Source organism: Corallococcus sp. BB11-1 (assembly GCF_026626625.1).
GTDB lineage: Bacteria > Myxococcota > Myxococcia > Myxococcales > Myxococcaceae > Corallococcus > Corallococcus soli.
Genome location: NZ_JAPNJY010000010.1, coordinates 148578 through 173272, shown reverse-complemented (window position 1 = coordinate 173272; position 24695 = coordinate 148578). Strand labels below are relative to the sequence as shown.

Genomic DNA, 24695 nt, shown 5'->3' with positions numbered 1-24695 from the left:
TCCGCGCCTACGGAGGCGTGGGAAAGGACCAGGCCGGATAATGGAAGACCTTGCCCTGGGCGCCCGCCGCCCAGATGTTGTCGGGACGGTTGCCATTGAGGGCGTGCAGGGGGGCACCCAGTTGATGCGTGTGCCAGACGCCGTCGTAATAGCGATAGAGCGTGCCTGACTCCGACGAGACGTAGATGGCATTGCTGCCAAAGGCCACGACGCCCGTGAGCTGCTCACTGTCCGAGGGCCCCGCCTGCTTGCTCCAGGTCGCTCCATCCCATTTCATGAAGGTGCCCAGGTAACCGACCGCGTAGGCGAGCCTCGGATGGACGACCCAGACGGCATTGAGTGCCTTCGCGTCCGGAGGCTCGACATGCTGTCCCCAGGACGGGAACTCGCCTGGCTGGTAGCGGAGGATGCGTCCCTGGGCGGAGGCACTGGGACTCCTGTAGGAGCCCACGGCGAACATCAGGGCCGGTGAGAGGCCATGGACGCCCCGGAGGGTCGTGTCGGTCGCCGGGAGCACGGGCACCGAGGCGGTCTGACCGTTCCACAGGAAGGTCGCCCCATCGTTTCCATTCCCACTCGTGGCGACGCCGAAGATCTGGACCTCCTCCGGATCCACGCTGTCAGCGAAACCCATCAGCCCGTGAATGACCGTCTGGGGATTGTCCGAGTCGATAGAGGGTTGGGGCCCGCAGGTGATGCTGGTCGCCTCCTGGATCGACAGGTTCTCATCCGCCCCGCCCAGGAAGGCCTTGGCTGTCCTGGGATGGGCCCAGACCGAGTAGAGAGCGGGGGGGGTGCCCGCACAGGTTCCTTCGGGGAACGTGAAGTCCACCTTGTCCGGCAGCTTCGCCCCCCGTCCGCTGTGGGTGCCCGCGAGCCAGACACCCCCATTCTGATACAGGGAGATTCCGTGCCAGATGCGGGCGGTGTTCCCTCCTACCAGCCTGGCCTCCCAGCCGGGAACCGTGGCTCCACAGACCTGGGCTTCATCCTTCTCTCCATCGCAGTCGTTGTCCTGCTCATCGCAAAGCTCGGTGGCCGCGGAATGGATGAACGGATTGCCGTCATCACAGTCTCCGTCAAGGAGGGCGTAGCCCGCGTCCGCCTGGAGGGTGCATGAGGGGGTGCCCATTCCCGAAACTCCCCGTCCATCCAGGTCCTGGTCGGGATACCAGGTGGGAACGGGGCCCGTCGCGACGCACTCCTTCTCTCCGGAGGTTCCCTTGCACTGCTGTGCGCCAGAGCACTGGGAGGTCAGCGTCGTGCAGGCCTCGAACGCGATGTTGTCCTGGGACCCGTCGCAGTTGTCGTCCAGCCCGTTGCAGGCTTCCAGGGCGGCGGGATGGATGTTCCGGTTCGTGTCGTCGCAGTCGTCGTGCCGCGCGGTGAACGGCACATAGCCCGCGTCGGGAACGGTGAGCGGGGCGCAGAAGCGGCTGGGCTCCACGTTGGCCCGTCCGACCTGGTCCCCGTCCTTGTCCACCCACGCGAGCGTCGGTGCGGGGGCCTTGCAGGTGGTCTTGAGGTTGTCGAGGTCGCACTCGAGCCTCCCGCTGCAACCCCCATCCTCGGCGCAGGCGACCCCGAGCCCGAAGAACGTCTGGTCATCATCGCCGTTGCAGTCGTCATCCCGGCCGTTGCACCTCTCCAGGGCGCCCGGATGGATGGCATCGCCGATGCCCGGCGTGTCATTGCAATCCGTGCCCCCCGACGCCTCATGGACGTAGCCGTCCCCATCCTGGTCGGTGGCGGTGAGGGCCAGCGTGAGCTCCGGGGGCCTCCCCTTCGCTGCTTCGCCTCGAACGATGGAGACCGCGCCTTCCTTGGACGTGATGACCTTCCCCGTGCAGCCCTGGTCCGCCACGAAGGGCGCCTCGTGGGCCTCCGCCGTGAGGGTGAGCCGGGTGCCCCAGCTCTCCGGGAGGACCACCCCCACCAGCACGCTGCCGCCCACGGACGGCGTGCCCTTGCCGCCGAGCATCGTGGACCGCGTCTCTCCGCTGGCCTCGTCCCGGGCCGTCACCCGCAGACAGCCCGGCACGAAGCCCGTGGCGGTGACCGTGACCTTCACCCCGTCCTGGGGGGCCTGACAGCCCGCGAGTGCGAACAGGGACAGCAGCAGAAGCAGGTGGCGCATGGGGCGAACCCTAGCGGTCCTGTTCACTCCGTGTGAGGTTTCGTCCCTTCCGGGTAGTCCGAATGCACCAGCTCCAGCCGCGCATCGGCCGCCAGGCTCGCGGGGGTCACCAGCTCCAGGTCCAGGGGAATGGGGCCCCGGTAGCGTTCGGCCATCTCCCGCTTCAGTCCCGCCACCTCCAGCGTCCCCAGCCTCTCCATCTTCCCGTACGTCACCCCCGCGCCCGCCGCGTAGGCCTTGCGCACCAGCTCCGAGCAGTACATCGCCTCATCCCCCCAGCCGAAGAGCGCGTCGTAGGGCTTGCCCAGGTGCCGCTTCGCCTCCGCCACCGCGCGCGCCTTCGCCTCGGCCTCCACCCCCGTGGGCCGCAACACCAGCAGCCGCCCCTTCACCCCGCGCGCCCTCCACCGCGCGAAGGGCGTGCGCTTCACCGGCTGCACCGCCTCCACCACGAAGACGCCCTGTGGCGTCACCTCCACCAGCCCTACGTGTGACAATGGGCTGTGGGTGGCCTCCTGGATGGCCTTGGACTGGCGTGATCCCGAGGTCTGGAACACCACGTCCCCCGTCCGCACCTTCGCCTCCACCCGCGCCCCCTCAGGGGCCCGTGGCGTCGCGGCCACGGCGCGGGCCTCCCACCACACCAGCACCATCATTCCGAGGACGCCCGCCCACGCGCTCCTCCCGCTCAATGCCATTCGCCCTGTCCTTTCAGGCGGTTGTCTTCGCCTGGACGCCTGCTTTGCAGGCACGGTGCCAGCGGTGGCTGACTTTCAGGGACACCGTCTGGAACCCCTGGTCCCTCACGACCCTGGGTCAAGATGTGGTAAAGCTGGGGAAGCTATTTATTTCAGTGATTCAGGAATTATGTGCAATGGCGTAAGGATTCAGGCAAGGTGGCGGAAGTCTTGAGCCGAGACCCGGAACAGGGGTGGTCGGCAGAGGGGGGAAACCGGAGGATTCTGCCGTGACCGCGTCGAGCGCCCCCATCCGTTGCCTGCTCTACCCATCCCTGGGAGAGATAAGGGAACACGTCCGCGTGGAGTTGTTCGCGCGTGCCCTGTCGGAGCGGCTGGGCCGGCCGGTGGTGATGTCCATGTCGCCCACCTACGAGGCGCTGGAGGCGGAGCTCGCCGCCGGCCGCGTGGACATGGCGTGGGCGACCGCCGAGCAGTGCAATGCCTTTGAGCCGCAGGCCCGGGCGGTGCTTCGCGCGGTGCGCTCAGGTAGCTGGCACTACCACTCCGCGCTGGTCTGTCGTTCGGACGCGCCGCTGACGTTGGAGACGCTCCAGGGCAAGCGCGTGGCCTGGGTGGCGCCGCGCTCCACCGGAGGCCACCTGCTGCCGGTGCGCCACCTGGAGTCGCTGGGGTTGCGCCCCGACACGCTCTTCTCCGAGCAGCGCTTCCTGGGCACCTACCGCAAGGCATTGGACGCGGTGCTGCGGGGCGAGTCGGACGTGGCCGCCATCTTCTCCAACCACACCGACGCGCTGGCCATGCGCGCCACGCTGACGTCGTACCTGGGCGCGGACGCGCCGCAGCTCACGCCCTTCCTCTTCACCACCTCCACGCTCGCCGACGGGCTCATCCTCACGAAGCGCCTGTCGGAGGCGGACTCGGAGCAGCTGCTCTCCGTCCTCACCCGGATGAACACCGACGGCGCGGGCCTGGAGATGCTCATGGGCCCCTTCCGGGTGGAGGGCTTCATCCGCTCTCCGGGCCCTGATGCGCCCGTGTCCAGCCCGCGCCCCTCGCAGGGCGCCGAGTACGTCACGGGCGAGCTGGATGCCGAGGGGCGCTGCCTGCGCCTGTGGGCTCCGTCCGGCCGCGTCTTCGGCCGCGACGTGCGGGGCAACGAGGGGCGCCGGCTGGAGGAGGTCCTGGGCGCGGAGGCGAGCGAGCCCCTCATGTCCCTGGTCCGCGCCGTCCTCCGGGGCGGCTCCGACGGACGGCTGGAGTACCGGCTCACGGTGGACGGCGAGGAGCGCGTCTACGCGGCGGAGATAACGCCCTGCGTGCCCGACCCTGGAGACACCGGCGTGCGCCTGGGCCTGCTGGCGCGTGACGTCACCGGGCTGCGCGTGCTGGAGGATCCGCTGTACCGGCTGGCGTCGTTCCCGCTGCTGCACCCGGAGCCCCTGCTGGAGCTGGGCATGGACGGGGCGCTGCGGTACGCGAACCCCGCGACCCACGTGGCCTTCCAGGACCTGGTGGAGCGCGGGCCCACGCACCCGCTGGTGCACGCGGCGCTCACCTGGGCCTGGCGCGGCGCGCCCCCGGGCGAGCCCGCGCCCACGGTGCACCTGGACGGCCGCTACTGGGAGCTCACCGTCGCGCAGCTCTGGGACCCGCCGGGCCTGCGCGTGTTCGTGCGCGACGTGACGCTGCGCAAGCAGCTGGAGGCGAAGCTGTTCCAGGCGGACCGGCTGTCCGCGCTGGGGTCGCTCGCGGCGGCGGTGGGCCATGAGATGAACAACCCGCTGGCCTTCGTGCTGGCGAACCTCTCCTTCATCCGCGAGGAGCTGGAGCGGCTGAAGCAGCCGCTGCTCACCGGCCAGCCCGTCCCGCGCTCCGACCTGGACGACATCCAGGATGCGCTGGGGGAGACGGTGGAGGGCGCCACCCGGCTCAAGCACATCGTGCAGGACCTGCGCACGCTGTCGCGCAAGCCGCCGGAGCACCGCGCCCGCGTGGCCGTGCAGCCGGTGCTGGAGAACGCGCTGAAGCTCCTGCGCGGAGAGCTTCAGCACCGCGCGCGGCTGGAGCGCGACTTCCACGACCTGCCCACGGTGGACGCGGACGAGGCGCGCCTCACCCAGTTGTTCCTGAACCTGCTGCTCAACGCGGTGCAGGCCATGGACCCACAGGAGGCGGAGCGCAACGTGCTGCGCGTCGCGGCCTACACCAGCGAGGACGGCGCGGTGGTGGTGGAGGTGCAGGACTCCGGCAAGGGCCTGTCCCCGGACCTGCTCGCGCGCATCTTCGAGCCGTTCGCCACCGCGCGTCCCAGCAGCACCGGCCTGGGCCTGTCGGTGAGCCACACCATCGTCACCGACCTGGGCGGCACGCTGCGCGCGGAGAGCCGCGAGGGCCGGGGCACGCTGCTCACCGTCACGCTGCCCGCCGCGGTGCCCGTGGCGGATCCTCAGTCATTGCGCGCCTGCTAGGCGAAGGGCGCGGCTTCAGGCCCCGCGTCCCAGGGGGACCTCCCACCGGGACGCGTAGTGGCCGCCCGCGCTTTCGAACAGCACCAGCCGGTCCACGCGGCCCTCGCCCCAGGACGCCTCCGCGAGCGCCCGCGCGCACGCGCCCAGCGCCGGGTCCCCGCGCGGCCTCTTCGCCCGGGCCAGCGTCAGGTGCGCGGTGTACTCCGGGTGCTCGGAGGTGAAGCCCAGCGGCTCCAGCGCCCGGGCCACGTCCGCCTGGAGCGCCTTGAGCGCGGCGATGTCCCCGCGCACGTCGGCCCAGAGCACGCGCGGGTGGGCCGGCGCGCCGAACGTCCCACCGCCCGCGACGGACACGACGAACGGCGCGTGGCGCTTGCCCACCGGGTCCAGCGCCTCCTGGAGCAGCGACAGGCAGGAGGGCTCCACGTCCCCCAGGAACAGCAGCGTCAGGTGCACGCCCTCCGGCCGCACCCACCTGGCCTCCGGCGCGAGGGCGCGCAGGCGCTCGATGCCCCGCTCCGCCTCGGCGGTGAGGGTGTCTCCCAGGGTCACGGCGGTGAACAGGCGCATCGCGGCGGTCCTCCTTCCCGGCTCAATCCTCCGCGCACTCCCGGCTCGGAGCATCGGGCCCGCGTCCAGTTCCAGTTCCAGGTCCAGGCGGGGCGGCTTCGCCGCTCAGGGCGAGCGGGCCCGGCGGGCCGGCCACAGGGCATAGGCCCAGGCGGGCAGGAAGAAGAGCAGCTCCACGAGGCTCACGTACAGTCCCCGCGCGGACAGCATGCCCGCGCCGATGGGCGCCACCGGCAGCGGCCGCACCGGCGCGAAGACGCGGGCGTTGGAGGCGGGCCAGAAGAGCGCCGCGCCCAGGCCGCCGTCGGTGAGCGCGTCCAGGATGCCGTGGCTGCCCACCGCCGCGAGCGCCAGGAACCCCCAGCGCATGCCCGACTCACCCTTCCACCGGGCCAGCCCCGCCACCAGGAGCGCCACCAGCGCCGCGAAGACGAACGAGTGCGACGCGCCCCGGTGCCCCCACGTCGCCGCGTAGGGGATGCGCAGCGCGAACGCCACCACGTCCGCGTCCGGCAGGAGGGCAAGCAGCGACAGGAACCCCATCACCGCCACCCGCCGGCGCCAGGGGGCCGCCCCGGTCTCGAAGCGCCCCAGCGCCATGCCCACCGCCACGTGCCCGATGCTCGCCATGCCCCGGACCCTAACGCAGGCGGTGCCTGGAGGGCGTCCCACGCGTGGAGTAGCGTCCGTGAAACATGCTGTCACTGCTCTACCGCGCCCGCGTCGAAGCCACCCTGAAGAGCCGCCTGGATGAATGGCGCGCGGACGTGGGGGCGTGGTTCAACGTGATGCGCGCGGGCGGGACGAGCGCGTGGCTGCTGCTGGCCATCCTGGACGACTGGCGCGTGTCCCGCCCGGTGCTGGGGTGCTACATCGCGCTGGCGGTGGTGCTGTGGGCCGTGGCCCGGCGGACGCCGGAGCTGCTGAAGCGGCCCGTGCTGGGCGTGGCGCTCATCGACATGCCGCTCATCTACTTCCTGCAGAGCCAGGCCATCCAGGGCTCCACCAACGGCGTGCCCACCGCGCTGCTGACCATGGGGGCCTACATGGTGCTGGTGGTCGTCGTGTCCATGGTGACGCTGTCGCGGCTCGTCGTCGTGGCGGCCACGGTGCTGGGCACGGTGGGGGCGGCGCTGCTGGCGCTGGCCGCGGGCCTGGAGGCCTCCCAGTTCCTGCCCGGCATGGTGCTGGTGATGGCGCTCGCGTCCGCGGTGGCCTTCTTCGTCAGCCGCACGGTGCTGGGGCTGGTGACGGACGTGGTGCGCGAGGAGATGCAGCGCGAACGGCTGGGCCGCTTCTTCTCCCCGGAGGTCGCCCGGCGCATCTCCGAGAAGGGCACCGACGGCGAGGCCGGTGAGCACCGCGAGGTGACGCTGCTGTTCTCCGACATCCGGGGCTTCACCACGCTGTCGGACCGGATGGACAGCCCCCAGGTGGTGGCGCTGCTCAACGAATACCTGTCCCGCATGGTGGAGGTGGTGTTCCGCCACGGCGGCACGCTGGACAAGTTCCTGGGCGACGGCATCCTCGCGTACTTCGGCGCGCCCCTGGAGCAGCCCGGGCACCCGGCCGCCGCCGTGTCGTGCGCGCTGGCCATGCTGGAGGCGCTGGAGAAGCTCAACCAGGAGCGCGCCGCGCGGGGCGAAGGCATCCTCCACATCGGTGTGGGCGTGCACACCGGCCGCGTGGTGGTGGGCGCCGTGGGCAGCGAGCAGCGCCGCGAATACACCGTCATCGGCGACGCGGTGAACCTGGCCAGCCGCATCGAGGGGCTCACGAAGAAGGTGGGCGCCCCGGTGCTCGTCTCCAACGCCACGCGCGAGCGCTGTGCGGAGGCCTTCGACTTCGAGGCCGCCGCCCCGCTGCCCGTGCAGGGCAAGCTGGAGCCGGTGGCCACCTTCCTGCCGAAGAAGCGCCCCCTGCTCGCCGCGAGCTGAAACGACGCAGGGGCCGGGAGCAAGGCCCCCAGCCCCCGTGAAGTCACACCGGACTGACGTCAGTACGCCTTGGCGAACACGATGCGGCCCGGGGACGGCTCACCCGTCATCACGCACTTGCCCGGCTCCTGCTTGAGGTCGAAGGGCCGGCACCGGGTGGTGAGGCCCGTCTCCTCCTTGATGCGCGCCTCCACCTTGGCGTCGCCGTTCCAGTGCGCCAGCAGGAAGCCGTCGTCCGCGCGCGCCTTCAGCTCCTCCAGGGAGTTCACCTCGTGGGTGTTGGCGTCGCGGAAGGACTTCGCCTTCTGGAACAGGTCCTTCTGCATCTGGTCCAGCATCGCCTGGGCCTTGGCCACGGCCTCGTCCAGCGGCACGAACTCCTTCTGCTTCAGGTCGCGGCGCACCATCACGCAGGAGTTCTTCGCCAGGTCCTTGGGCCCCAGCTCGATGCGCACGCACGTGCCGATGAGCTCGTGCTCGTTGTACTTGAAGCCCGGGCCCTTGCTGTCGTCGTCGTCCACCACCACGCCCAGGCCCGCCCTGCGCAGGTCCGCGCCCAGCGCGTGCGCCTTCTCCAGCACCTGCGTCTTCTCCGCGTCCGTCGCCTTGCCGGCGATGGGGATGATGACCACGTGCGTGGCCGCGAGCTTCGGCGGCACGATGAGGCCCGAGTCATCCGAGTGCGTGAGGATGAGCCCGCCGATGAGGCGCGTGGACACGCCCCAGGACGTCTGCCACACGAAGTGCTCACGGCCGTCGCGGCCCTGGAACTTGGTCTCGAAGGCCTTGGCGAAGTTCTGGCCCAGGTTGTGGCTGGTGCCCGCCTGGAGCGCCTTCTTGTCCTGCATCATCGCTTCGATGCTGTACGTGCGCAGCGCGCCGGCGAACCGCTCCGACTCCGTCTTGCGCCCCGTCAACACGGGCATCGCCATGTAGTCCTCGGCGAACTCGCGGTAGGCCTCCAGCATCTGGAGGGTCATCTTCTCCGCGTCGTCCTCCGTCTCATGGCAGGTGTGGCCCTCCTGCCAGAGGAACTCCGTGGTGCGCAGGAACAGGCGCGTGCGCATCTCCCAGCGCATCACGTTGGCCCACTGGTTGATGAGCAGCGGCAGGTCGCGGTAGCTCTGCACCCACTTCGCGAAGCTGCGGTTGATGATGGTCTCCGACGTGGGCCGGATGACGTAGGGCTCCTCCAGCTTCTGGCCGCCCGCGTGCGTGACGACGGCGAGCTGGGGGTTGAAGCCCTCGACGTGCTCCGCTTCCTTCTTGAGGTAGCTCTCCGGGATGAGGAGCGGGAAGTAGGCGTTCTTCACGCCCACCGCCTTGAACTTCGCGTCCAGCGTCCGCTGGATGTTCTCCCACAGCGCATAGCCGTTGGGACGGATGACCATGCAGCCCTTCACGTCCGAGTAGTCAGCGAGCTTCGCCTTCTGGACCAGATCGACGTACCACTCGGAAAAGCCCTTCTCGCGGGGCGTGAGCTTGTCGGCCATGTGCTGGGAACCTTGCTAGGAGATGGAGAGACGGGGTTGCCTACGCTGGGATGTTCCGGAAATCAACGCCGGACCGTGCTTGGATTCGTCCCGCGACGCCCCCCCTTGCTGGAAGCCAGACCCGCCATGACCACGCCCCCTGACGCAGGCCTCCGGAAGCTCGCCGACGACGTCCACGTGCTCGATGCGCCGTTCAACTTCCTGGGCATCGGCGTGGGGGGCCGGATGACGGTCCTCCGCCTGCCGGACGGCGGACTGTGGGTGCACTCGCCCGTCGCCTTCACCCCGGAGCGGCGCGCCGCGCTGGAGTCCCTGGGGCCGGTGCGCTTCCTCGTCGCTCCCAACCTGTACCACCACGTGCACCTGCCGGACTGGTCCGCCGCCTTTCCGGGCGCCAGCGTGGTGGCCCCGCCGGGCCTGCGCGCGAAGCAGCCCGCGCTGCGCATCGACCATGAGCTGGGGGACACGCCGGACGCGGGCTGGGCCTCCGTCGTGGACCAGGTGCACGTGCGCGGCATGCCCAAGCTGGGGGAGTTCCTCTTCTTCCACCGCCCCAGCCGCACGCTGCTCGTCACCGACCTGGTGTTCCACTACCAGCACGCGGACTCCTGGAAGCTGCGCCTGTACGCGCGGGTCGAACGCGTCTGGAAGCGCTTCGCGGCCCCGCTCCTCATCCGCGTGCTGACCAAGGACAGGCAGGCCGCGCGGGCCGCCCTCCAGCGCGCGCTGAAGTGGGACGTGGAGCGCGTGGTGGTGTGCCACGGCGAGGTCCTGGAGCACGGCGGCCAGAAGGCCCTGCACGACGCCTTCGCCTGGCTGTAGGTCCCAGTACACCCAGCCCCGGCGGGGGATGCAATTGTCGCCTGCTGCACTCCTCGCCGCACTGCGCTAGAAGGACACCTCCTCGTCTTCCCTGATTTCCCCCCTCAGGAGGGTTGTCCCATGCGGTCCTTTCTTTCGTCTGTTGGCGCGGTCGCGGTGTGCCTCGTCGCGGGTTCGGCGTCCGCCAACTCCACCGGCCTGGCCGGTCGCAGCGGCAAGCAGAGCGTGTCGTGCACCGCGTCCGGCTGCCACGGTGGCGGCGCCAGCACCCCCACGGTGACGCTGGAGGGGCCCACGGCGCTCTCCGCGGGACAGACGGGCAACTACTCGCTGATCATCACCGGCGGCCCCGGCGTGAAGGCGGGCATGAACGTGGCGACGGGCGGCCTGGACGGCGCGTCGCTGAACGCGGGCTCGGGTTCGAAGACGGTGCCCGGCGGCGAACTGACGCACTCGTTCCCCAAGACCTTCACCGGCGACACCGCGCGCTTCGACTTCTCGCTGGTGGCGCCCATCGTCAACGGCACGCTCAAGGTGTACGCGGCGGGCAACTCCGTGGACGGCGACAACAAGGCGACGGGTGACGCGCACGCCAACGCCACGCTGGACGTGGTCATCACGGGCGGCGCCGACCCCGTGGACCCCGTCAAGCCCGACGAGGACGAGGGCGGGGGCTGCTCCGCCACCGCCGGCGCGCCGCTGTTGGGCGCGGTGCTCGCGGTGCTGGCCGCGCGCCGTCGCCGCGCGAGCTGAGGCGCGTGCCCTGGACGCCCGGCTGCTCTCCGGCCGGGCCCGGTGGGGTGGGACGACAGCGCAAGGGCAGGCGACCTACCATCGCGCCCCTTGATGCGACCGAGCCTCCTCCTGACCCTGTTGCTCGTCGTGGGACCGCTGGCCTGTGCCACCGGTCCCGCGGTGCGTCCCACCCTCTCCTCGGGCGTCACGCCCGTCGCCGCGGCCCCGAAGCCCGCGCGTGACGCGGGGGCCCTGCGGGTGATGACCTTCAACATCCAGTCCGGCCTGCGGGGCCTGGCGCGGGTGGCGGACGTCATCCGCGCCGAAGCGCCGGACGTCGTCGCGTTGCAGGAGGTGGACGTGGGCTCCACCCGCGCGGGCGGGGAGGACCAGGTGGAGCGGCTGTCGGCGCTCACCGGCCTGAAGTACCGCGCGCACTTCGGCACCACGAAGCTGTACGGCGGCAGCTACGGCATCGCGCTCCTGTCGCGCTACCCGCTGGAGTCGCTGGCGCAGTATCCGCTGCCCACGCCCCGGGGCGCGGAGCCGCGCACGTTGGCGCACGCGGTGGTGGACGTGGACGGCCGCGCGGTGAGCGTCTACGCCACGCACCTCATCCGCCGGCCCTTCAACGGCGCCGCGCGCACCCGCCAGAGCGTCTTCATCGCGAACCTGCTGGCGAAGGACTCCCGGCCCCGGCTGCTGCTGGGGGACCTGAACGACGACCCGGATTCGCGGCCGGTGCGCCTGCTGCGCCGCCAGCTCCAGGACGTGGCGAAGGTCACGCACGCGGGCGGCACCGGCACCTACCCCATGCCGCTGTTCCTGCCGTCGCTGCGCATCGACTACGTGATGGCGTGCGGCGCGTTCACCCCGGTGTCCAGCCGCGTGCTGCGCGTGGGCGCGTCCGACCACTACCCGGTGGTGGCGGACCTGCGGCTCGCGCCCTCGGTCACGCCCGCCGTCGCGCTGGAGACCCCGGCCCCGTCGGGCGCGGCGACGACCACCGCCGCGGCCTCCGCGCCCTGAAGGGGGCCCGCGCTCACCCCGGCAGGGTGAAGCGGTAGAGGACCTCCAGGTCCCCCTTGCTGAAGCCCTTGAGGACCTCGTGGTGGATCTCCCTTCCGCCACCCAGGTACGAGAGCCCGCCCGCGGCGAAGCCCATCACGGCCAGCTCGAAGTAGACGTGCGGCCGGGGCACGCCGGTGATGCGCAGCTCGACGACGTTCTGCTGGAGCTGCGCCGTCAGCTCGCCCTCGGTGAAGTAGCCCTTCCAGATGCCGGGCGTGAACAGGGCGAAGCGGCGGAAGTCGTCCTTGCCGAACATCGTCCTGAGCTGGCCCTGGCCCAGGGCGTACTCGGCGGACTTCACGCCGTATTGCCAGTACGCCTTGGTGTCGCCCGCGTAGAAGCGCTGGGTGAACGCCTCGTTGAGGCGCAGGAACGCGTCCGCCGGGATGCGCGTCACCGGCATGATGGGCTGCCCGAAGAGGGGGTCCCGCTTCGCCTGCTCCGCGAGGAACCCCTTCCACGCCGCCTCGCCAAAGGACTGCACCGCCAGGGTCTGCCGAGCCAGGAACGCGACGCCTTTGACATCCATCCGTATGCCTCCACGTGCCCCCCGGCCGCTCCGGGTTCGCCGCGGACCCCGGCCGGGTCATTCCGCATTCTGTCCCCGCGCCCGCCCCCCGGCGATACCCCTGGCGACGATTCACCGGGTCCTCCCCGGGCCCGGACCCACCAGGGCAGGAAGGCGCCGTCGCCGTGTCGCCCGTGATGACAAGGTGGGGCATGGGGCGGGAAGGGGGAACAGGGACTAGGTTCCCCGGAGTGCGGTCCCTTGCCCTCCTTCCCAGACCCGGCCACCTGCGCCGGGGCGTGCTCGTGGTGGCCGGCGTGCTGACGGGCGGCGTCTTCGGCCTGGCGTGGTGGGTGGACCGCTTCGGTCGGCGCGAACACTCCGGCGGCGCGGACGCGCTGGTGGTGCTGGGCGCGCGGGTGCTGCCGGGCGGCGTGCCGTCCGGTGCGCTGGTGGCGCGCGTGGAGCAGGCCGCGGCGCTGTACCACCGGGGCGTGGCGCCCTGGCTGCTCCTGTCCGGTGGCGTGGGCCTGCATTCGCCGTCCGAGGCGCGCGTGATGCTGGCGCTGGCGGTCGCGGCGGGCGTGCCCGCGTCGGCGTGCGTGCTGGAGGAGGAGAGCCGCTCCACCGACGACAACGCGCGCTTCAGCGGGCGCGTGCTGCGGGAGCGGGGCGCGCGCCGGGTGCTCGTGGTCTCCGACCCGTACCACCTGCTGCGCGCGCGGCAGTGCTTCCGGCGCCAGGGGTGGGACGTGGCCACGAGCCCCGCGCCCATCGCGGGGCGGATGGGGGCGTGGGACCGGTGCTACTGGACGGTGCGCGAGGCGTTCGCGCTGCTGCTGAGCCCCGGGCTGCTGCTGGCGCGGGCGCCGGGCGGGCCGCGCGCCTGAAGGACGGGCTCGCTCAGGTGCCCGGCGTGGGGGCGTCCGGCGCGGGCTGGTCCAGCTTGAGCAGCACCTTCTCCATCACGCGGAAGAGGGCCTGACGGTCTTCGGCGTCGAGCATGCCCATCACCACGCCCATGGCGCGGTGCATGGAGCGGTCGAGCTTGGTGAAGGTCTGCCGGCCCTTGTCGGTGAGGCGGCAGCGCACGACGCGCCGGTCGGCTTCACCGCGCTCGCGCTGCAGGTGGCCCTCGCGCTCCAGGCGGTCCACCACGCCGGTGACGGTCTTCTCCGTGACGCCCAGCCGCCGGGCAAGCTCACCCATGGTGAGCGACCCGTCCAGGCCCAGCCACAGGAGCGCGTGCACCTGCGGCGGCGTGAACTGGAACTGCTCGCAGGTGCTGGCGATGGGGTCGCGCAGCGAACGGCGGCGCCCCAGCGAGAACATCAGCTCCTGCATGCGGTCGACGTCTCCCGCGAGCGATTCATCCTCCTCTTTATGGATATTCCGGGACACGGAGTATTCATTAGCGGCGCGGTGCTTGCGGGTCAACCTGTAGTCTCGGGCGTGGGCATCATGGGTGTGATGGGTGTTGTCGCCGGGAAGGCTCCTGGAGGTGCGTGTGATGCGGCTTTCGTGGCTGGGGCTCCTGGTGGCGGTGTGGGCGGGAGCGGCGCGGGCGGAGGACCCGGTGCTGGTGTTCGCGGCGTCGAGCACCACGGAGGCGCTCCAGGCGCTCGCCCCCGCGTTCCAGAGGGAGACCGGGCACCGCGTGCGGTTCGCCTTCGGTGCCTCCAGTGACCTGTCACGTCAGGTGGTGGCGGGTGCCCCAGCGGATGCGTTCCTCTCCGCGGACGAGGCGAAGCTGGAGCCGGTGGAGCGCGCGGGGCTGGCGCGGCCCGGGTCGAGGGTGGACCTGGTGTCCAACCGCCTGGTGGTCATCGTGCCGGTGGCATCCACGCTGGAGGTGAAGGGGGCGGCGGGGTTGAAGGGGCTGCGACGGGTGGTGCTGGCGGAGCCGGCGGCGGTGCCCGCGGGGGTGTACGCGAAGGCGTGGCTGACGCAGGCCGGCGTGTGGAAGGACGTGGCGCCCACCGTCGTGCCGACGGCGGACGTCCGGGCCGCGCTGGCGGCGGTGGCGGCGGGGCGGGTGGACGCGGGCGTGGTGTACGCGACGGACGCGGCGCAGTCGAAGAAGGTGCGCGTGGCGTTCACGGTGCCGGAGGGCGAGGCGCCGCGCATCGTGTACCCGGCGGTGGCGCTGACGCGGGGCAAGGCGCCGGAGGGAGGGCTCGCGTTCGTGCGCTTCCTCCAGACGGAGGGCGCGCGGGCGGAGTTCCGCCAGCGGGGCTTCCTGGACGTGAGCCCCAGGAAGGGACAGCCCTCACCGTGATGGAGGAGGGGCTGACCGGGCTGGTCCTGTTCACGCTGGCGGTGGCGGCGGCGTCCACGGCGCTCATCCTGGTGCCGGGCGTGGCGGCGGCGTACGCGCTGGCGCGCTGGAGGGGGCCGGGGCGGGGCGTGGTGGAGACGGTGCTGGCGCTGCCGCTGGTGCTGCCGCCGACGGCGGTGGGTCTGGTGCTGCTGCAACTGCTGGCGCGGGACTCGGCGCTGGGGCGGCTCCTGGACGCGGTGGGCCTGGAGGTGGCGTTCACGCCGAAGGCGGTGGTGCTGGCGAGCGCGGTGATGGCGTTCCCGCTGCTGGTGCGCTCGGCGCGCGCGGGCTTCGAGGAGGTGGATCCACGGTTGGTGGCGGTGGCGCGCACGCTGGGAGACACGCGCACGCGGGCCTTCTTCCGGGTGACGCTGCCGCTCGCCTGGCGCGGCGTGCTGACGGGCGCGCTGCTCGCGTTCTCGCGGGCGCTGGGCGAGTTCGGTGCGACGGTGCTGGTCGCGGGCAACATCCCGGGGCACACGCAGACGCTGGCGCTGGCCATCTTCCAGCGCACGCAGACGGGGCGGGAGGATGAGGCGCTGAAGCTCGCGGGCGTGGCGGTGGTGCTCGCGTTCGGGGTCATGTACGTGACGGAGGCCGTGACGCGGCGGCGTGGCGCGCGGGGGCTCGCGTGAGGGACGCGCGGGAGCTCCTCGCGGAGGCCGGGCCTGGCAGGGAAGCGCCGCGCACGCGGCTCCGGGTGTCCGGGATGTGGAAGCCCACGGAAGGTCCGCGCCCGTGATGGACCTGTCGCTGCGCCTGCCGCTGGCGCGCTTCCACCTGGCGGTCGACGCGCGGTTCGCGTCCGCGTCCGTGGCGGTGCTGGGGCGCTCGGGCTCCGGGAAGACCTCGCTGCTGGAGGTGCTCGCGGGCCTGCGGCGCGGAGCGACCGGGCGCGTGGTGGTGGGCGGACGCGTGCTGCTCGACAGCGCGGCGCGCGTGGAGGTGCCACCCGAGGCGCGGCGCATGGGCTACGTGCCGCAGGACGCGCTGCTCTTCCCGCACCTCACCGCCGGACAGAACGTACGCTTCGGCGTGCGCGCCGGACGCCCGTCGCGCGTGGACGAAGCGGTGCACCTGCTGGAGCTGGAGCCGCTGCTGCATCGCTACCCGGCCACGCTGTCGGGAGGTGAGAAGCAGCGGGTCGCCCTGGCCCGTGCGCTCGCCACGGACCCCGCGCTGCTGCTGCTGGATGAGCCGCTGGCCGCGCTGGACGTCGCGCTGAAGGAGCGGGTGCTGCCCTACCTGCTGCGGGTGCGCGACGAGGCCCGCGTGCCCTTGCTGTACGTGACGCACCAACTGGGCGAGGCCCGGGCGCTGGCCCACGAAGCCCTGCTCCTGGACGGCGGCGCGGTGCGAGCCGTGGGGCCCGCGGACGCGGTGCTGGGCACGGCCGCGCGGGGACTGCTCACCGGCGAGCCCGAGGAGAACATCCTGGAGGGCACGCTGGAGCACCCTGAAGGCGGAGGCACGCGGCTGCGCATCAACGACGCATTGGCGCTCTGGGTGCCGGAGGTGTCGGAGCCGTCGTCAGGCCTCCGGGTGGCCTACGCGGTGCCGGCCGAAGACATCCTCCTGTCCACCGGGCCGCTGACCGGCGTCTCCGCGCGCAACGTGCTGGAGGGCACGGTGGCGAAGGTGGAGGACGCGGGCGCGGGTGGGTGCGCGACCCAGGTGGACGTGGCGGGCGTGCGCTGGGTGGTGCGCCTCACGCACTCCGCCGTGCGCGAGCTGTCCATCGCGCCGGGCCTGCGCGTGTACCTCGCGGTGAAGTCCGCTGCCTGCCGCAGGCTGAAGGACTCCGGCTGAGTCAACGCTTCTTCTTCGCGCCCCCGCCACGTCCCGCTGGCTTCGCGTGGTAGCCCTCCACGAGCATCCCCATCGCATGGGCCAGGGACATGGCCGTCTCGTTGGGCACGCGGGTGTCCTTCAGCTTGTTGCGCGCGGGGTCGAGCTGGAGGCCTGTCGCGCCGGTGAAGTCGGTCCGGGTCAGCGTGCAGCCCCGGAAGTTGCTGCCGGTGAGATCCGCGCCGGTGAAGTCCGCGTCCGTGAGGTCCGTGTCGAAGAAGTTCGCCTCCCGGGCCACGCAGCGCACGAAGGACGTCTGGCGGAGGCTCAGCCCCACGAACGAGCTGTAGGGCAGGCCGCACTCCTCGAACATCACCTCGGGGTTCGCGGACACGCCCGTCCAATCAATGCCCATCAGCTTCGAGCCCTCGAAGCGCACGTCCCGCAGCCGGATGGCATTGAAGTTCGCGCGCGTGAGGTTGCAACCTTGAAAGACACACGCCTCCAGGAGGCAGTCCTTCCACCGGCCCTCCTGGAACTGGCAGTCCTGGAAGGTGCAGCGGTAGAACTCCTTGCCGCTCAGGTCCAGGCCCTGGAGGTCCAGCTCCCCGAACGTCTCCCGTTCGAACGAGTCCTCTGCCTTGAGCCGCCGCAGCAGCGCGGCCACCTTGTCCTCTTCCACGGTCACGGGGAAAGCACGGTCCTTCCTGGCGGAGATGCCGGATGCGCGGACGCTTTATACCGGGCGCCCGGCGACGTCGCAGCCCGTCTGAAGCCACCGGCGTGAAGCCTCACGGTGCTCGCGTGAGCGCTGTGTCGCTGGACTTGTCCCACGGAATGGTGACCGTCCCGACACTCGCCTGGAACCGCACCGCGAGGACCCGGGCCCGCGACAGGGGCGCCGGGTCCTCACGGCTTCAAGCTACTTCGCCACCAGCACCAGCACGCCCCGGCCGCACAGGCCATAGGTCGCGTTCTCGCCGCCCACGTCGTCCGCGGTGCCCGGGTTGAGCAGCACCTGGTTGGCGCCCCGGCTCTCGATCCACGAACAGGTGTCCGTCACGCGGTACCACTTCCGGTTCGTGCCCGGCCACGGCAGGGTGAAGTTCACGTTGCCGGACCAGCCGTTGTAGGCGACGTAGATGGCGCCCACCGACTCACCGGAGAACTCCGTGGCGTCGATGCGGTAGGCCAGCGCGTGGTTGCCCGCGTCGTTGAAGTACGCCGCGTTGGGCACGGTGCCGTCCGGCTTGAACCAGCGGTGCTGCTCCATCACGTTCCCGTTGGTGTCCGACCCGCTGTAGAAGTTGGCCGGGCGCAGCGCCGGGTGCGCCTTGCGGAACGCGATGAGGTTCTTGGTGAACAGGCGGAAGTTGGACTGCTCCGCGCTCCACGCGTAGTCCAGCCAGTTCTTGTTCGAGTCCAGGTTGTAGACGTTGTTGTTGCAGTACTGCGTGCGCAGGAACTCGTCGCCGCCCGTGAACATGGGCACGCCCGCGCTCAACATCATGAACGCCATGCCGTTGCGCGCGGCCTGCCGCTGGAGCACCGCGTTGCCATCGTGGTTCCAGCTGTGGTTGTTGTCCTCGCCGCCGTCGGACGGGCCGTAGGGCCACGGCTGGTTGTTGTTCTTGCTGTTGCACGAATACAGGTCCTTCAGGGACAGCCCGTCGTGGGCCACCACGAAGTTCACCGAGTGGAACGGCTTGCGGCCGTCATCCCCATACAGGTCCGACGAGCCCGTGAAGCGCGTGGCCAACTGCCCCGGCGTCACCGCGTCCACGCCCATCTGGTTCTGGTCCTTGCGGAAGGTGTCGCGGAAGATGCCGTTCCACTCCCGCCACTTCGCCGGGAAGTTGCCCACCTGGTAGGAGTTGCCGCCAATGGCCCAGGGCTCGGCGATGAAGTCCGTGCCCGCGCCGCCCCCGTCCGGACGCGGGTCCAGCACGGTGACGATCTTGTTGAGCGCCGTGTTCGGGTTGTCGCGGTCGTAGTTGAAGCCGCCGTGCTCCACGGTGTTGCCCAGCACCGACGCCAGGTCGAAGCGGAAGCCGTCCACGCCCAGCGTGTCCTTCCAGTACGACAGCGAATGGAGGATGAGGTTCTGGGCCGTGGGGTTGAACGTGTTGAAGTTGCCGCCCACGCCGGTGTTGTCCCAGCTGAACTGCTTGTCCGCCGTGAGGCTGTAGTACGTGGGGTTGTCCAGGCCGCGGTAGGTCATGACGTTGAACGTGCTGGAATCGCCGTTCACCCACGCGCCGCCCTCGCCGGTGTGGTTGTAGACCACGTCCACCAGCACCTTGATGCCCACGTCGTGGAAGGCCTTCACCATGGCCTTGAACTCGCGCGTGGGGCCGCCCGCGCTCTTGTCGCACGCATAGCGGCGGTCCGGCGCGAAGTAGCTGAGGTTCATGTAACCCCAGTAGTTGTCGCCGGCGGTGGTGGTGGCTGAGTAGTCGTTGTTGTCGTTGTCCGTCTCATGCAGCGGCAGGAACTCCACCGCCGTGACGCCCAGCGCCGCGAGCGCCGCGGCCTTCTGGCCCGCGGTCTTGTAGGTGCCCAGGCAGTTGGCATCCAACCCGGAGCCGGTGTCCTGCTTCGTCAGGCCGCGCACGTGCACTTCGTAGACGATGTCGTCCTTGAAGGCGCGCGTGGGCTTGGTGCCGGTGGAGGTGCTGTCCGGCGGCAGCACGATGCCCTTGGGTGCGCGCGAGCCGCTGTCCTTGTAGCGGTGCGTGGGGCCGGAGGCGAACACCGTGGCGTCCTGCGCGGTGGCGGTGGCGTTGACCGGGTCGTGGCTCAGCTCCAGCGCGTACGGGTCCCACAGCAGCTTGTTCGGGTTGAAGCGGTTGCCCTGCGCATCCACGTCGGCGATGAAGCCCGCGGACGTGTTCGTCTTCGACCAGGACGTGTTGTAGGGCCAGTTGGGGCCCCAGGCGCGGTAGCCGTAGTAGACGGGCCCGGTGATGTTGTTGGTGGCGTTCTTGAGCGTGGCGACGGAGACGGACTTGGACCAGACGTTCGTCGTGGCGTCCTTCACCATCACGTACTTCAGGACCTCCTGCGCGCCCAGCGGCGTCTTGTAGATCCACACCTCGATGCGCGTGGCACGCGAGGAGAACACGCGGAAGTCGATGTTGGCCTGCGTGGCGTCGTACTTCGCGCCCAGGTTCCAGGAGAGCAGCCCCTGCTCCAACTGGGCCATGTCCGCGATGGCGGGCGCTTCAGGGGGAGGCAACTGGTCAGGGGTGTCGGAGGCGGCGCAGGAGACCATCGCCGAGGCGAGGCCCGCGGCGAGGAGGGGCTGCCACCGCGAGAGCCAGGGGCTCCGGCGGTGACGACGAGGAGGGGTCATCATGGATGTGGCTCCAGACGCGGCAAGCGAGGTTCACGAACGCTGCAAGCCCGCCGGGCCCGCGACTGCCCGGGGCCGCTTCCGTTCACCACCGCAGCGACGTCCAAGTCAACCGCCCGCCCCCACGCGGATGTCGTCCGTGCGTCATCCGGACGCGCGCGCCCTGGCCGGGTGCGTCAGGGCGTGTGGGTGTGGCGCGGTGCTGGCCACGCGGTGTGCGTGAACCTCCGGGATTCGCCCCCGACCCTGTGGGGCGTGGAGCCGACGACGACGGGGGCTACCCGCCTTCCGCCGCCCGCTTCAGCGCGGCGATGTCCAGCTTGACCATCTTCAGCATCGCCTGGGTGACCCGGCTCGCCTTCTCCGGTGGCAGGGTCTTCAGCAGCTCCGGGAGCACCGTCGGGACGATCTGCCAGGACAGCCCGAACCGGTCCTGGAGCCAGCCACACTGCACCGGCCTGCCCCCGTTCGCCGTGAGCTTGTTCCACAACTCATCCACCTCCCCCTGCGTCTCGCAGTTCACGGTCAGGGAGATGGCCTCCGTGAACGGGAACTCCGGTCCCCCGTTGAGGGCGATGAAGCGCTGACCCGCGAGCTGGAACTCACACGTCAGCACGGACCCCGCCGGGCCTGGCCCCGCATCCGTGTAGCGCGTGACGGCCAGGACCTTCGAGTCCTTGAACAGCGACGTGTAGAAGCCCACCGCCTCCTCGGCGTTGAAGTTGAACCACAGCGTCGTGACGATCTTGGGTGCCTCGGTCATGGGGGCTCCTCCTGCGGACACCCCTACGGTGAGACCACCGCGGGAGCGGGGCAGGGCCTGACGCCAGCTCGCCCTGGTGCCATCCGGCCCGCCACGGGCTGGCTCCTCCGGACGGAGGGCTTTGTATCGAGAACACTCCGTGTACTCAGGAAAGCCTGTATCGCTTTGTGCTTTCAATATCCCCCGCTGTCATGTCCGACCTCCCGGGGCGTCCCGTGACACCCTTTGAAAGGCCATGTCGGGGTATTGCATTTGATTGGAAATCATTGGAGATTGAAGACAACCTTCTTGCCCTGAAGACCGGGACCACACGGGCGGGAAGTCCCTCCATTCTTTCCAGTGCAAGGCCCGCCATGGCGGGAGCGCGCCGTGCGGCAAGGGGGTCGAGCCGCCTTCGCGTCCCTGCGCCGGAAAGAATCTCTCTCCAGACATGACGCCCCGGTACAGGGGGAAGGCCGGGGTGTATCAGGAGCCTTTCCATTGAGAAGACAGACTGTGAAGTGGGGCCGCGCACCGCTCGGGTGGTGCGTGACGGCATTGCTTGCCCTGGGCTCGGGTTGTGGTGAGTCCCTGCTGGAAGCGGAGCCAGAGGCCCCGCTTGCGATGAAGGTCCAGCAGGACCGGGTGGTGGCGGGCCTGGAGGTCCAGGGGGTGGCCGCGGGTGCGTACCACTCGCTGGCTGTCCGAAGCGATGGCGTGGTCTGGAGCTGGGGGCAGAACACGGATGGGCAGTTGGGGCGGGGGGCCGTGAGCGCGACGCCCCAGGCGACGCCGCTGCCCATCACCCTGCCCAGGCGGATGACCGCCGTGGCGGCGGGAAGCGGGCACTCCCTGGCGCTCGACGAGACGGGCCATGTCTGGGCATGGGGTCGCAACAGCCGGGGACAGGCGGGCGGGCTGAACCCGAACACCCGGGTCCTGGCGCCGACGCAGGTTCCCGTGCTGAGCAACATCATCGCGATCTCCGCGCGCGCGGACCTGTCGCTCGCGGTGGATGCGAATGGCTCCGTGTGGGCCTGGGGTCAGAACACGGACGGAGAGCTGGGGCAGCCGCTGGCGGGGCCTGATTCCAATGCCCACCCCACGCCGGTCCAGGTGGTGATTCCCGCGCTGGCGCCGGGGGATCCGTATCTCCCGCAGGCTCCGGCGGACCTGACCGACCCCGCGGAGGTCACGAAGATCGTCTCGGTCGCGGCGGGTGGACACCACGTCCTGGCGCTGGGGCGCACGGGTCGGGTGTGGGGCTGGGGACGCAACGACTTCGCCCAGGTGGGAACGGGCGCGAGCTCCGCCCCGGTCCTGACGCCGACGTTGATCCGCACCTGGGTGACGGCGGCCATCGCGGCGGGTGAGTTCCACTCCGTCCTCTATGACAATGAGGTTCCCCGGCATGCGGTGAGCTGGGGCCTGAACGGTTCGGGGCAGGGCGGGCGGGACTTCATCGTCAGCGAGCCGCCGCTGCTGGAGCAGTTCCTCCCCAGCCCCGCGGGCGCCGTCCCGAATACCGCCGCCGGCGGTTACATCGCGGCGGGAGACCACTTCAGCCTGTTCGTCCAGGGCTACCCCTTCGGGGACCTGGTGGGCTGGGGCGCCAACGAGTCCGGGCAGCTGGGAGACGGCACGCAGCTGCTCCGGCCCACGCCCGGCTACGCGCTGCGCTGGGACAGCTATTGGGGGACCCACGTCCGGGTGGACTCCGTGGCGCTCGTCGCGGGCGGTGCGCGGCACGGCCTGTCGGCCCACTTCGAGCGGTGGGAGTACCAGGGCTGTCCCATCGTCTGGTCCTGGGGTGACAACAGTCAGGGGCAGCTGGGCACGGGCAGCCTGTCGCCCGCCCTGGTCAAGTACGTCCAGCCGGGCCTGCCCCTGCGACTCTTCTACCGGGACCAGGACGGGGACGGTCACGGCAGTCCCGCCGACTTCCTGAACGCGTGCGCGCTCCCAGACGGCTTCGTCACCACCGCCCTGGACTGCGACGACACGAACGCGGCGTTCAAGCCTGGCGCCACGGAGGTCTGCGACGGCGTGGACAACAACTGCGACGGTCAGGTGGATGAAGGCGTGTGCGCCTTCTGGTACCGCGACGCGGACGGGGATGGTTACGGCAAGGCGAGTGACGCCAAGCGGTCCTTCACCCAGCCCCAGGGCTACGTCGCGGACTCCACCGACTGCGACGACACCCGCGCCAACGTGCGGCCGGGCCAGGCCGAGACCTGCGACACCCTGGACAACGACTGCGACGGACAGGTGGACGAAGGCGTGTGCGCGTTCTGGTACCGCGACGCGGACGGAGATGGCTACGGCAAGGCGAGCGATTCCGTCCAGGCCGGGACTCAGCCCCAGGGCTACGTCGCGAACTCCACCGACTGCGACGACACCCGGGCCAACGTCTCTCCTGGGGCGTCCGAGGTTTGCGATGGCCTGGACAACAACTGCAACGGCCAGCCCGATGAAGGCGTGGGCTCGAACTGGTACCGCGACGCGGACGGGGATGGCTACGGCACGTCCAGCCAGTCGACCCAGGCGTGCTCGCAGCCCTCGGGCTACGTGGCCAACACCACGGACTGCGACGACACCCGGCCCAATGTCTCTCCTGGGGCGTCCGAGGTCTGCGATGGCCTGGACAACAACTGCAACGGCCAGAGCGACGAAGGTGTGGGAGGCCTCTGGTACCGGGATGCGGATGGAGATGGCTACGGCAATCCGGGTCTCTCCGCCGCGGCCTGCGGCCAGCCTTCGGGCTACGTCTCCAACGCCAGCGACTGCAACGACTCCAACGCGGGCATCCGGCCCGGTGCGACGGAAGTGTGCGACGGCGTGGACAACAACTGCAGCGGCGCAGTGGACGAAGGGGTGAAGCCCACCTGGTACCGCGACGCCGACGGTGACAACTACGGCGTCTCCAGCCAGTCGACCCAGGCGTGCTCACGACCGACGGGCTACGCCGCCAGCGCGGGCGACTGCAACGACTCCAACTCGGGCATCCACCCGGGCGCCTATGACTCCTGCGACGGCATTGACAACAACTGCAATGGTTCGTGGGATGAGGATGACAGCGGGTCGACCTGGTACCGCGATGCTGACGGTGACGGCTACGGCAACCCCAACAACTCGACGGATGCGTGTTCGAGGCCCTCGGGCTACGTCTCCAACGCCAGCGACTGCAACGATTCCAACTCAAGCGTCCGGCCGGGTGCGACGGAATACTGCGACGGCGTGGACAACAACTGCAACGGTTCAACGGATGAAGGGGTGAAGCCGACCTGGTACTTCGACAGTGACGGCGACGGTTATGGCGTCGGCGGCCTGTCGATTCAGGCCTGCACGCGGCCCACGCGCTATGCCTCCGTCGCTGGTGACTGCAACGACTCCAACCCGAACATCCGGCCGGGCGCCCCGGAGGTCTGCGACGGCGTGGACAACAACTGCAACTATCTGCCGGACGACGGCGTAGGCTCCATCTGGTACCGCGACGCGGACGGCGACGGCTACGGCTCCAACCCGACGACTCAGGCGTGTTCGAAGCCCTCGGGCTACGTCGCCACCTCCGGCGACTGCAACGACTCCAACGCGGCCACCCGGCCCGGAGCGCCGGAGATCTGTGACTGGCAGGACAACAACTGCAATGGCCAGTCTGACGAAGGGGTGGGCATCTGGTACCGCGATGCCGACAACGACGGCTATGGCAATGGGGGCGTGGTGGGGTACGGCTGCGTCCAGCCGGGCGGCTACGTCGCCAACGCCAGCGACTGCAACGACTCCAACGCGTCCATGAATCCCGGGCACGCGGAGATCTGCGACGGCGTGGACAACAACTGCAACGGCCAGACGAACGAAGGGGGCGTTTGTGTCCCTACCTCCTGCGACCCGGGCTACGCCCTGTGCGGTGGGACGTGCATCAACGTCATGGATGACTTCGACAACTGTGGTGGCTGCGGATTGAGGTGCCCCAACTGGAAGTTCGAATGCATCGAAGGGGACTGCATCTACATGTGAGCCAGGGTCTCCTGGCTCGGGGTTGCTGTTC

20 protein-coding genes are annotated in these 24695 nt (G+C 70.4%); 10 read left to right on the top strand and 10 right to left on the bottom strand.

Annotation, left to right across the window (positions count from 1 at the left end):
* Nucleotides 1-7: 7 nt before the first annotated feature.
* Both OV207_RS10770 and OV207_RS10765 read right to left on the bottom strand, forming a co-directional pair.
* A complete protein-coding gene (locus OV207_RS10770; protein WP_267554755.1) occupies nucleotides 8-2137 on the bottom strand; it encodes a putative metal-binding motif-containing protein in 2130 nt (709 codons plus the stop codon).
* 23 nt (nucleotides 2138-2160) lie between these two features.
* Nucleotides 2161-2793, bottom strand: coding sequence for a YiiX/YebB-like N1pC/P60 family cysteine hydrolase (locus tag OV207_RS10765; RefSeq protein WP_267554753.1), 633 nt, complete (start codon nucleotides 2791-2793; stop codon nucleotides 2161-2163).
* 311 nt (nucleotides 2794-3104) lie between these two features.
* On the opposite strand from OV207_RS10765, the gene OV207_RS10760 reads away from it, so the two are divergent.
* Nucleotides 3105-5306 (top strand): PhnD/SsuA/transferrin family substrate-binding protein, encoded by a 2202-nt coding sequence (locus OV207_RS10760; protein WP_267554750.1) that lies wholly within the window; start codon nucleotides 3105-3107, stop codon nucleotides 5304-5306.
* A gap of 15 nt (nucleotides 5307-5321) precedes the next feature.
* On the opposite strand, the gene thpR is transcribed toward OV207_RS10760, so the two are convergent.
* Both thpR and OV207_RS10750 read right to left on the bottom strand, forming a co-directional pair.
* Nucleotides 5322-5876, bottom strand: a complete 555-nt coding sequence (gene thpR / locus OV207_RS10755; protein WP_267554748.1) for an RNA 2',3'-cyclic phosphodiesterase — start codon at nucleotides 5874-5876, stop codon at nucleotides 5322-5324.
* A 105-nt stretch (nucleotides 5877-5981) separates the two neighbouring features.
* Nucleotides 5982-6506: a metal-dependent hydrolase gene (locus OV207_RS10750; RefSeq protein ID WP_267554746.1), complete on the bottom strand. Its 525-nt coding sequence runs from the start codon at nucleotides 6504-6506 to the stop codon at nucleotides 5982-5984.
* 65 nt (nucleotides 6507-6571) lie between these two features.
* Between OV207_RS10750 and OV207_RS10745 the strand changes: the two genes are divergently transcribed.
* A complete protein-coding gene (locus OV207_RS10745) occupies nucleotides 6572-7813 on the top strand; it encodes an adenylate/guanylate cyclase domain-containing protein (RefSeq protein WP_267554745.1) in 1242 nt (413 codons plus the stop codon).
* Between the two features lie 59 nt (nucleotides 7814-7872).
* Here the strand turns inward: OV207_RS10745 and proS are convergent, their stop codons facing one another.
* A complete protein-coding gene (gene proS, locus OV207_RS10740; RefSeq protein WP_267554743.1) occupies nucleotides 7873-9306 on the bottom strand; it encodes a proline--tRNA ligase in 1434 nt (477 codons plus the stop codon).
* A 126-nt stretch (nucleotides 9307-9432) separates the two neighbouring features.
* Between proS and OV207_RS10735 the strand changes: the two genes are divergently transcribed.
* The 3 genes from OV207_RS10735 to OV207_RS10725 all read left to right on the top strand — a co-directional run bounded on the left by OV207_RS10735 (nucleotide 9433) and on the right by OV207_RS10725 (nucleotide 11892).
* Nucleotides 9433-10128 carry a DUF4336 domain-containing protein gene (locus OV207_RS10735; RefSeq protein WP_267554742.1) on the top strand — a complete coding sequence of 232 codons (696 nt, stop codon included), beginning with the start codon at nucleotides 9433-9435 and terminating at the stop codon, nucleotides 10126-10128.
* 120 nt (nucleotides 10129-10248) lie between these two features.
* Nucleotides 10249-10881 (top strand): MXAN_6652 family MXYO-CTERM-anchored protein, encoded by a 633-nt coding sequence (locus OV207_RS10730; RefSeq protein WP_267554740.1) that lies wholly within the window; start codon nucleotides 10249-10251, stop codon nucleotides 10879-10881.
* A gap of 93 nt (nucleotides 10882-10974) precedes the next feature.
* A complete protein-coding gene (locus OV207_RS10725) occupies nucleotides 10975-11892 on the top strand; it encodes an endonuclease/exonuclease/phosphatase family protein (RefSeq protein WP_267554738.1) in 918 nt (305 codons plus the stop codon).
* 13 nt (nucleotides 11893-11905) lie between these two features.
* On the opposite strand, the gene OV207_RS10720 is transcribed toward OV207_RS10725, so the two are convergent.
* Nucleotides 11906-12463: a hypothetical protein gene (locus OV207_RS10720; RefSeq protein ID WP_193428010.1), complete on the bottom strand. Its 558-nt coding sequence runs from the start codon at nucleotides 12461-12463 to the stop codon at nucleotides 11906-11908.
* Between the two features lie 230 nt (nucleotides 12464-12693).
* On the opposite strand from OV207_RS10720, the gene OV207_RS10715 reads away from it, so the two are divergent.
* Nucleotides 12694-13332 carry a YdcF family protein gene (locus tag OV207_RS10715; protein WP_267554735.1) on the top strand — a complete coding sequence of 213 codons (639 nt, stop codon included), beginning with the start codon at nucleotides 12694-12696 and terminating at the stop codon, nucleotides 13330-13332.
* 13 nt (nucleotides 13333-13345) lie between these two features.
* Here OV207_RS10715 and OV207_RS10710 read toward each other — a convergent pair whose 3' ends face one another.
* Entirely contained in the window at nucleotides 13346-13843 is a 498-nt protein-coding gene (locus OV207_RS10710; RefSeq protein ID WP_267554734.1) for a MarR family winged helix-turn-helix transcriptional regulator, read from the bottom strand.
* 109 nt (nucleotides 13844-13952) lie between these two features.
* Between OV207_RS10710 and modA the strand changes: the two genes are divergently transcribed.
* The 3 genes from modA (at nucleotide 13953) to modC (ending at nucleotide 16571) form a co-directional block, all read left to right on the top strand.
* Nucleotides 13953-14720 (top strand): molybdate ABC transporter substrate-binding protein, encoded by a 768-nt coding sequence (modA, locus tag OV207_RS10705; protein WP_267554733.1) that lies wholly within the window; start codon nucleotides 13953-13955, stop codon nucleotides 14718-14720.
* Nucleotides 14720-15397 (top strand): molybdate ABC transporter permease subunit, encoded by a 678-nt coding sequence (gene modB, locus OV207_RS10700; RefSeq protein ID WP_267554868.1) that lies wholly within the window; start codon nucleotides 14720-14722, stop codon nucleotides 15395-15397. Before modA ends, modB begins: the two co-directional genes overlap by 1 nt.
* 106 nt (nucleotides 15398-15503) lie before the next feature.
* Complete coding sequence (gene modC, locus OV207_RS10695) at nucleotides 15504-16571, top strand: molybdenum ABC transporter ATP-binding protein (RefSeq protein ID WP_267554867.1); 1068 nt, start codon at nucleotides 15504-15506, stop codon at nucleotides 16569-16571.
* Nucleotide 16572: 1 nt separating this feature from the next.
* On the opposite strand, the gene OV207_RS10690 is transcribed toward modC, so the two are convergent.
* The 3 genes from OV207_RS10690 to OV207_RS10680 form a co-directional block, all read right to left on the bottom strand.
* Complete coding sequence (locus tag OV207_RS10690; protein WP_267554731.1) at nucleotides 16573-17238, bottom strand: pentapeptide repeat-containing protein; 666 nt, start codon at nucleotides 17236-17238, stop codon at nucleotides 16573-16575.
* Between the two features lie 234 nt (nucleotides 17239-17472).
* Entirely contained in the window at nucleotides 17473-19908 is a 2436-nt protein-coding gene (locus OV207_RS10685) for an isoamylase (protein WP_267554730.1), read from the bottom strand.
* Between the two features lie 274 nt (nucleotides 19909-20182).
* A complete protein-coding gene (locus OV207_RS10680) occupies nucleotides 20183-20668 on the bottom strand; it encodes a VOC family protein (protein ID WP_267554729.1) in 486 nt (161 codons plus the stop codon).
* Between the two features lie 480 nt (nucleotides 20669-21148).
* On the opposite strand from OV207_RS10680, the gene OV207_RS10675 reads away from it, so the two are divergent.
* Nucleotides 21149-24664 carry a MopE-related protein gene (locus tag OV207_RS10675; RefSeq protein ID WP_267554727.1) on the top strand — a complete coding sequence of 1172 codons (3516 nt, stop codon included), beginning with the start codon at nucleotides 21149-21151 and terminating at the stop codon, nucleotides 24662-24664.
* Nucleotides 24665-24695 lie beyond the last annotated feature (31 nt).

Coding starts and splice junctions, on each gene's coding strand:
- OV207_RS10770 (WP_267554755.1), bottom strand. CDS start 2,137: ATGCGCCACCTGCTTCTGCTGCTGTCCCTGTTCGCACTCGCGGGCTGT.
- OV207_RS10765 (WP_267554753.1), bottom strand. CDS start 2,793: ATGATGGTGCTGGTGTGGTGGGAGGCCCGCGCCGTGGCCGCGACGCCA.
- thpR (WP_267554748.1), bottom strand. CDS start 5,876: ATGCGCCTGTTCACCGCCGTGACCCTGGGAGACACCCTCACCGCCGAG.
- OV207_RS10750 (WP_267554746.1), bottom strand. CDS start 6,506: ATGGCGAGCATCGGGCACGTGGCGGTGGGCATGGCGCTGGGGCGCTTC.
- OV207_RS10745 (WP_267554745.1), top strand. CDS start 6,572: ATGCTGTCACTGCTCTACCGCGCCCGCGTCGAAGCCACCCTGAAGAGC.
- proS (WP_267554743.1), bottom strand. CDS start 9,306: ATGGCCGACAAGCTCACGCCCCGCGAGAAGGGCTTTTCCGAGTGGTAC.
- OV207_RS10735 (WP_267554742.1), top strand. CDS start 9,433: ATGACCACGCCCCCTGACGCAGGCCTCCGGAAGCTCGCCGACGACGTC.
- OV207_RS10730 (WP_267554740.1), top strand. CDS start 10,249: ATGCGGTCCTTTCTTTCGTCTGTTGGCGCGGTCGCGGTGTGCCTCGTC.
- OV207_RS10725 (WP_267554738.1), top strand. CDS start 10,975: ATGCGACCGAGCCTCCTCCTGACCCTGTTGCTCGTCGTGGGACCGCTG.
- OV207_RS10720 (WP_193428010.1), bottom strand. CDS start 12,463: ATGGATGTCAAAGGCGTCGCGTTCCTGGCTCGGCAGACCCTGGCGGTG.
- modA (WP_267554733.1), top strand. CDS start 13,953: ATGCGGCTTTCGTGGCTGGGGCTCCTGGTGGCGGTGTGGGCGGGAGCG.
- modB (WP_267554868.1), top strand. CDS start 14,720: ATGGAGGAGGGGCTGACCGGGCTGGTCCTGTTCACGCTGGCGGTGGCG.
- modC (WP_267554867.1), top strand. CDS start 15,504: ATGGACCTGTCGCTGCGCCTGCCGCTGGCGCGCTTCCACCTGGCGGTC.
- OV207_RS10685 (WP_267554730.1), bottom strand. CDS start 19,908: ATGATGACCCCTCCTCGTCGTCACCGCCGGAGCCCCTGGCTCTCGCGG.
- OV207_RS10680 (WP_267554729.1), bottom strand. CDS start 20,668: ATGACCGAGGCACCCAAGATCGTCACGACGCTGTGGTTCAACTTCAAC.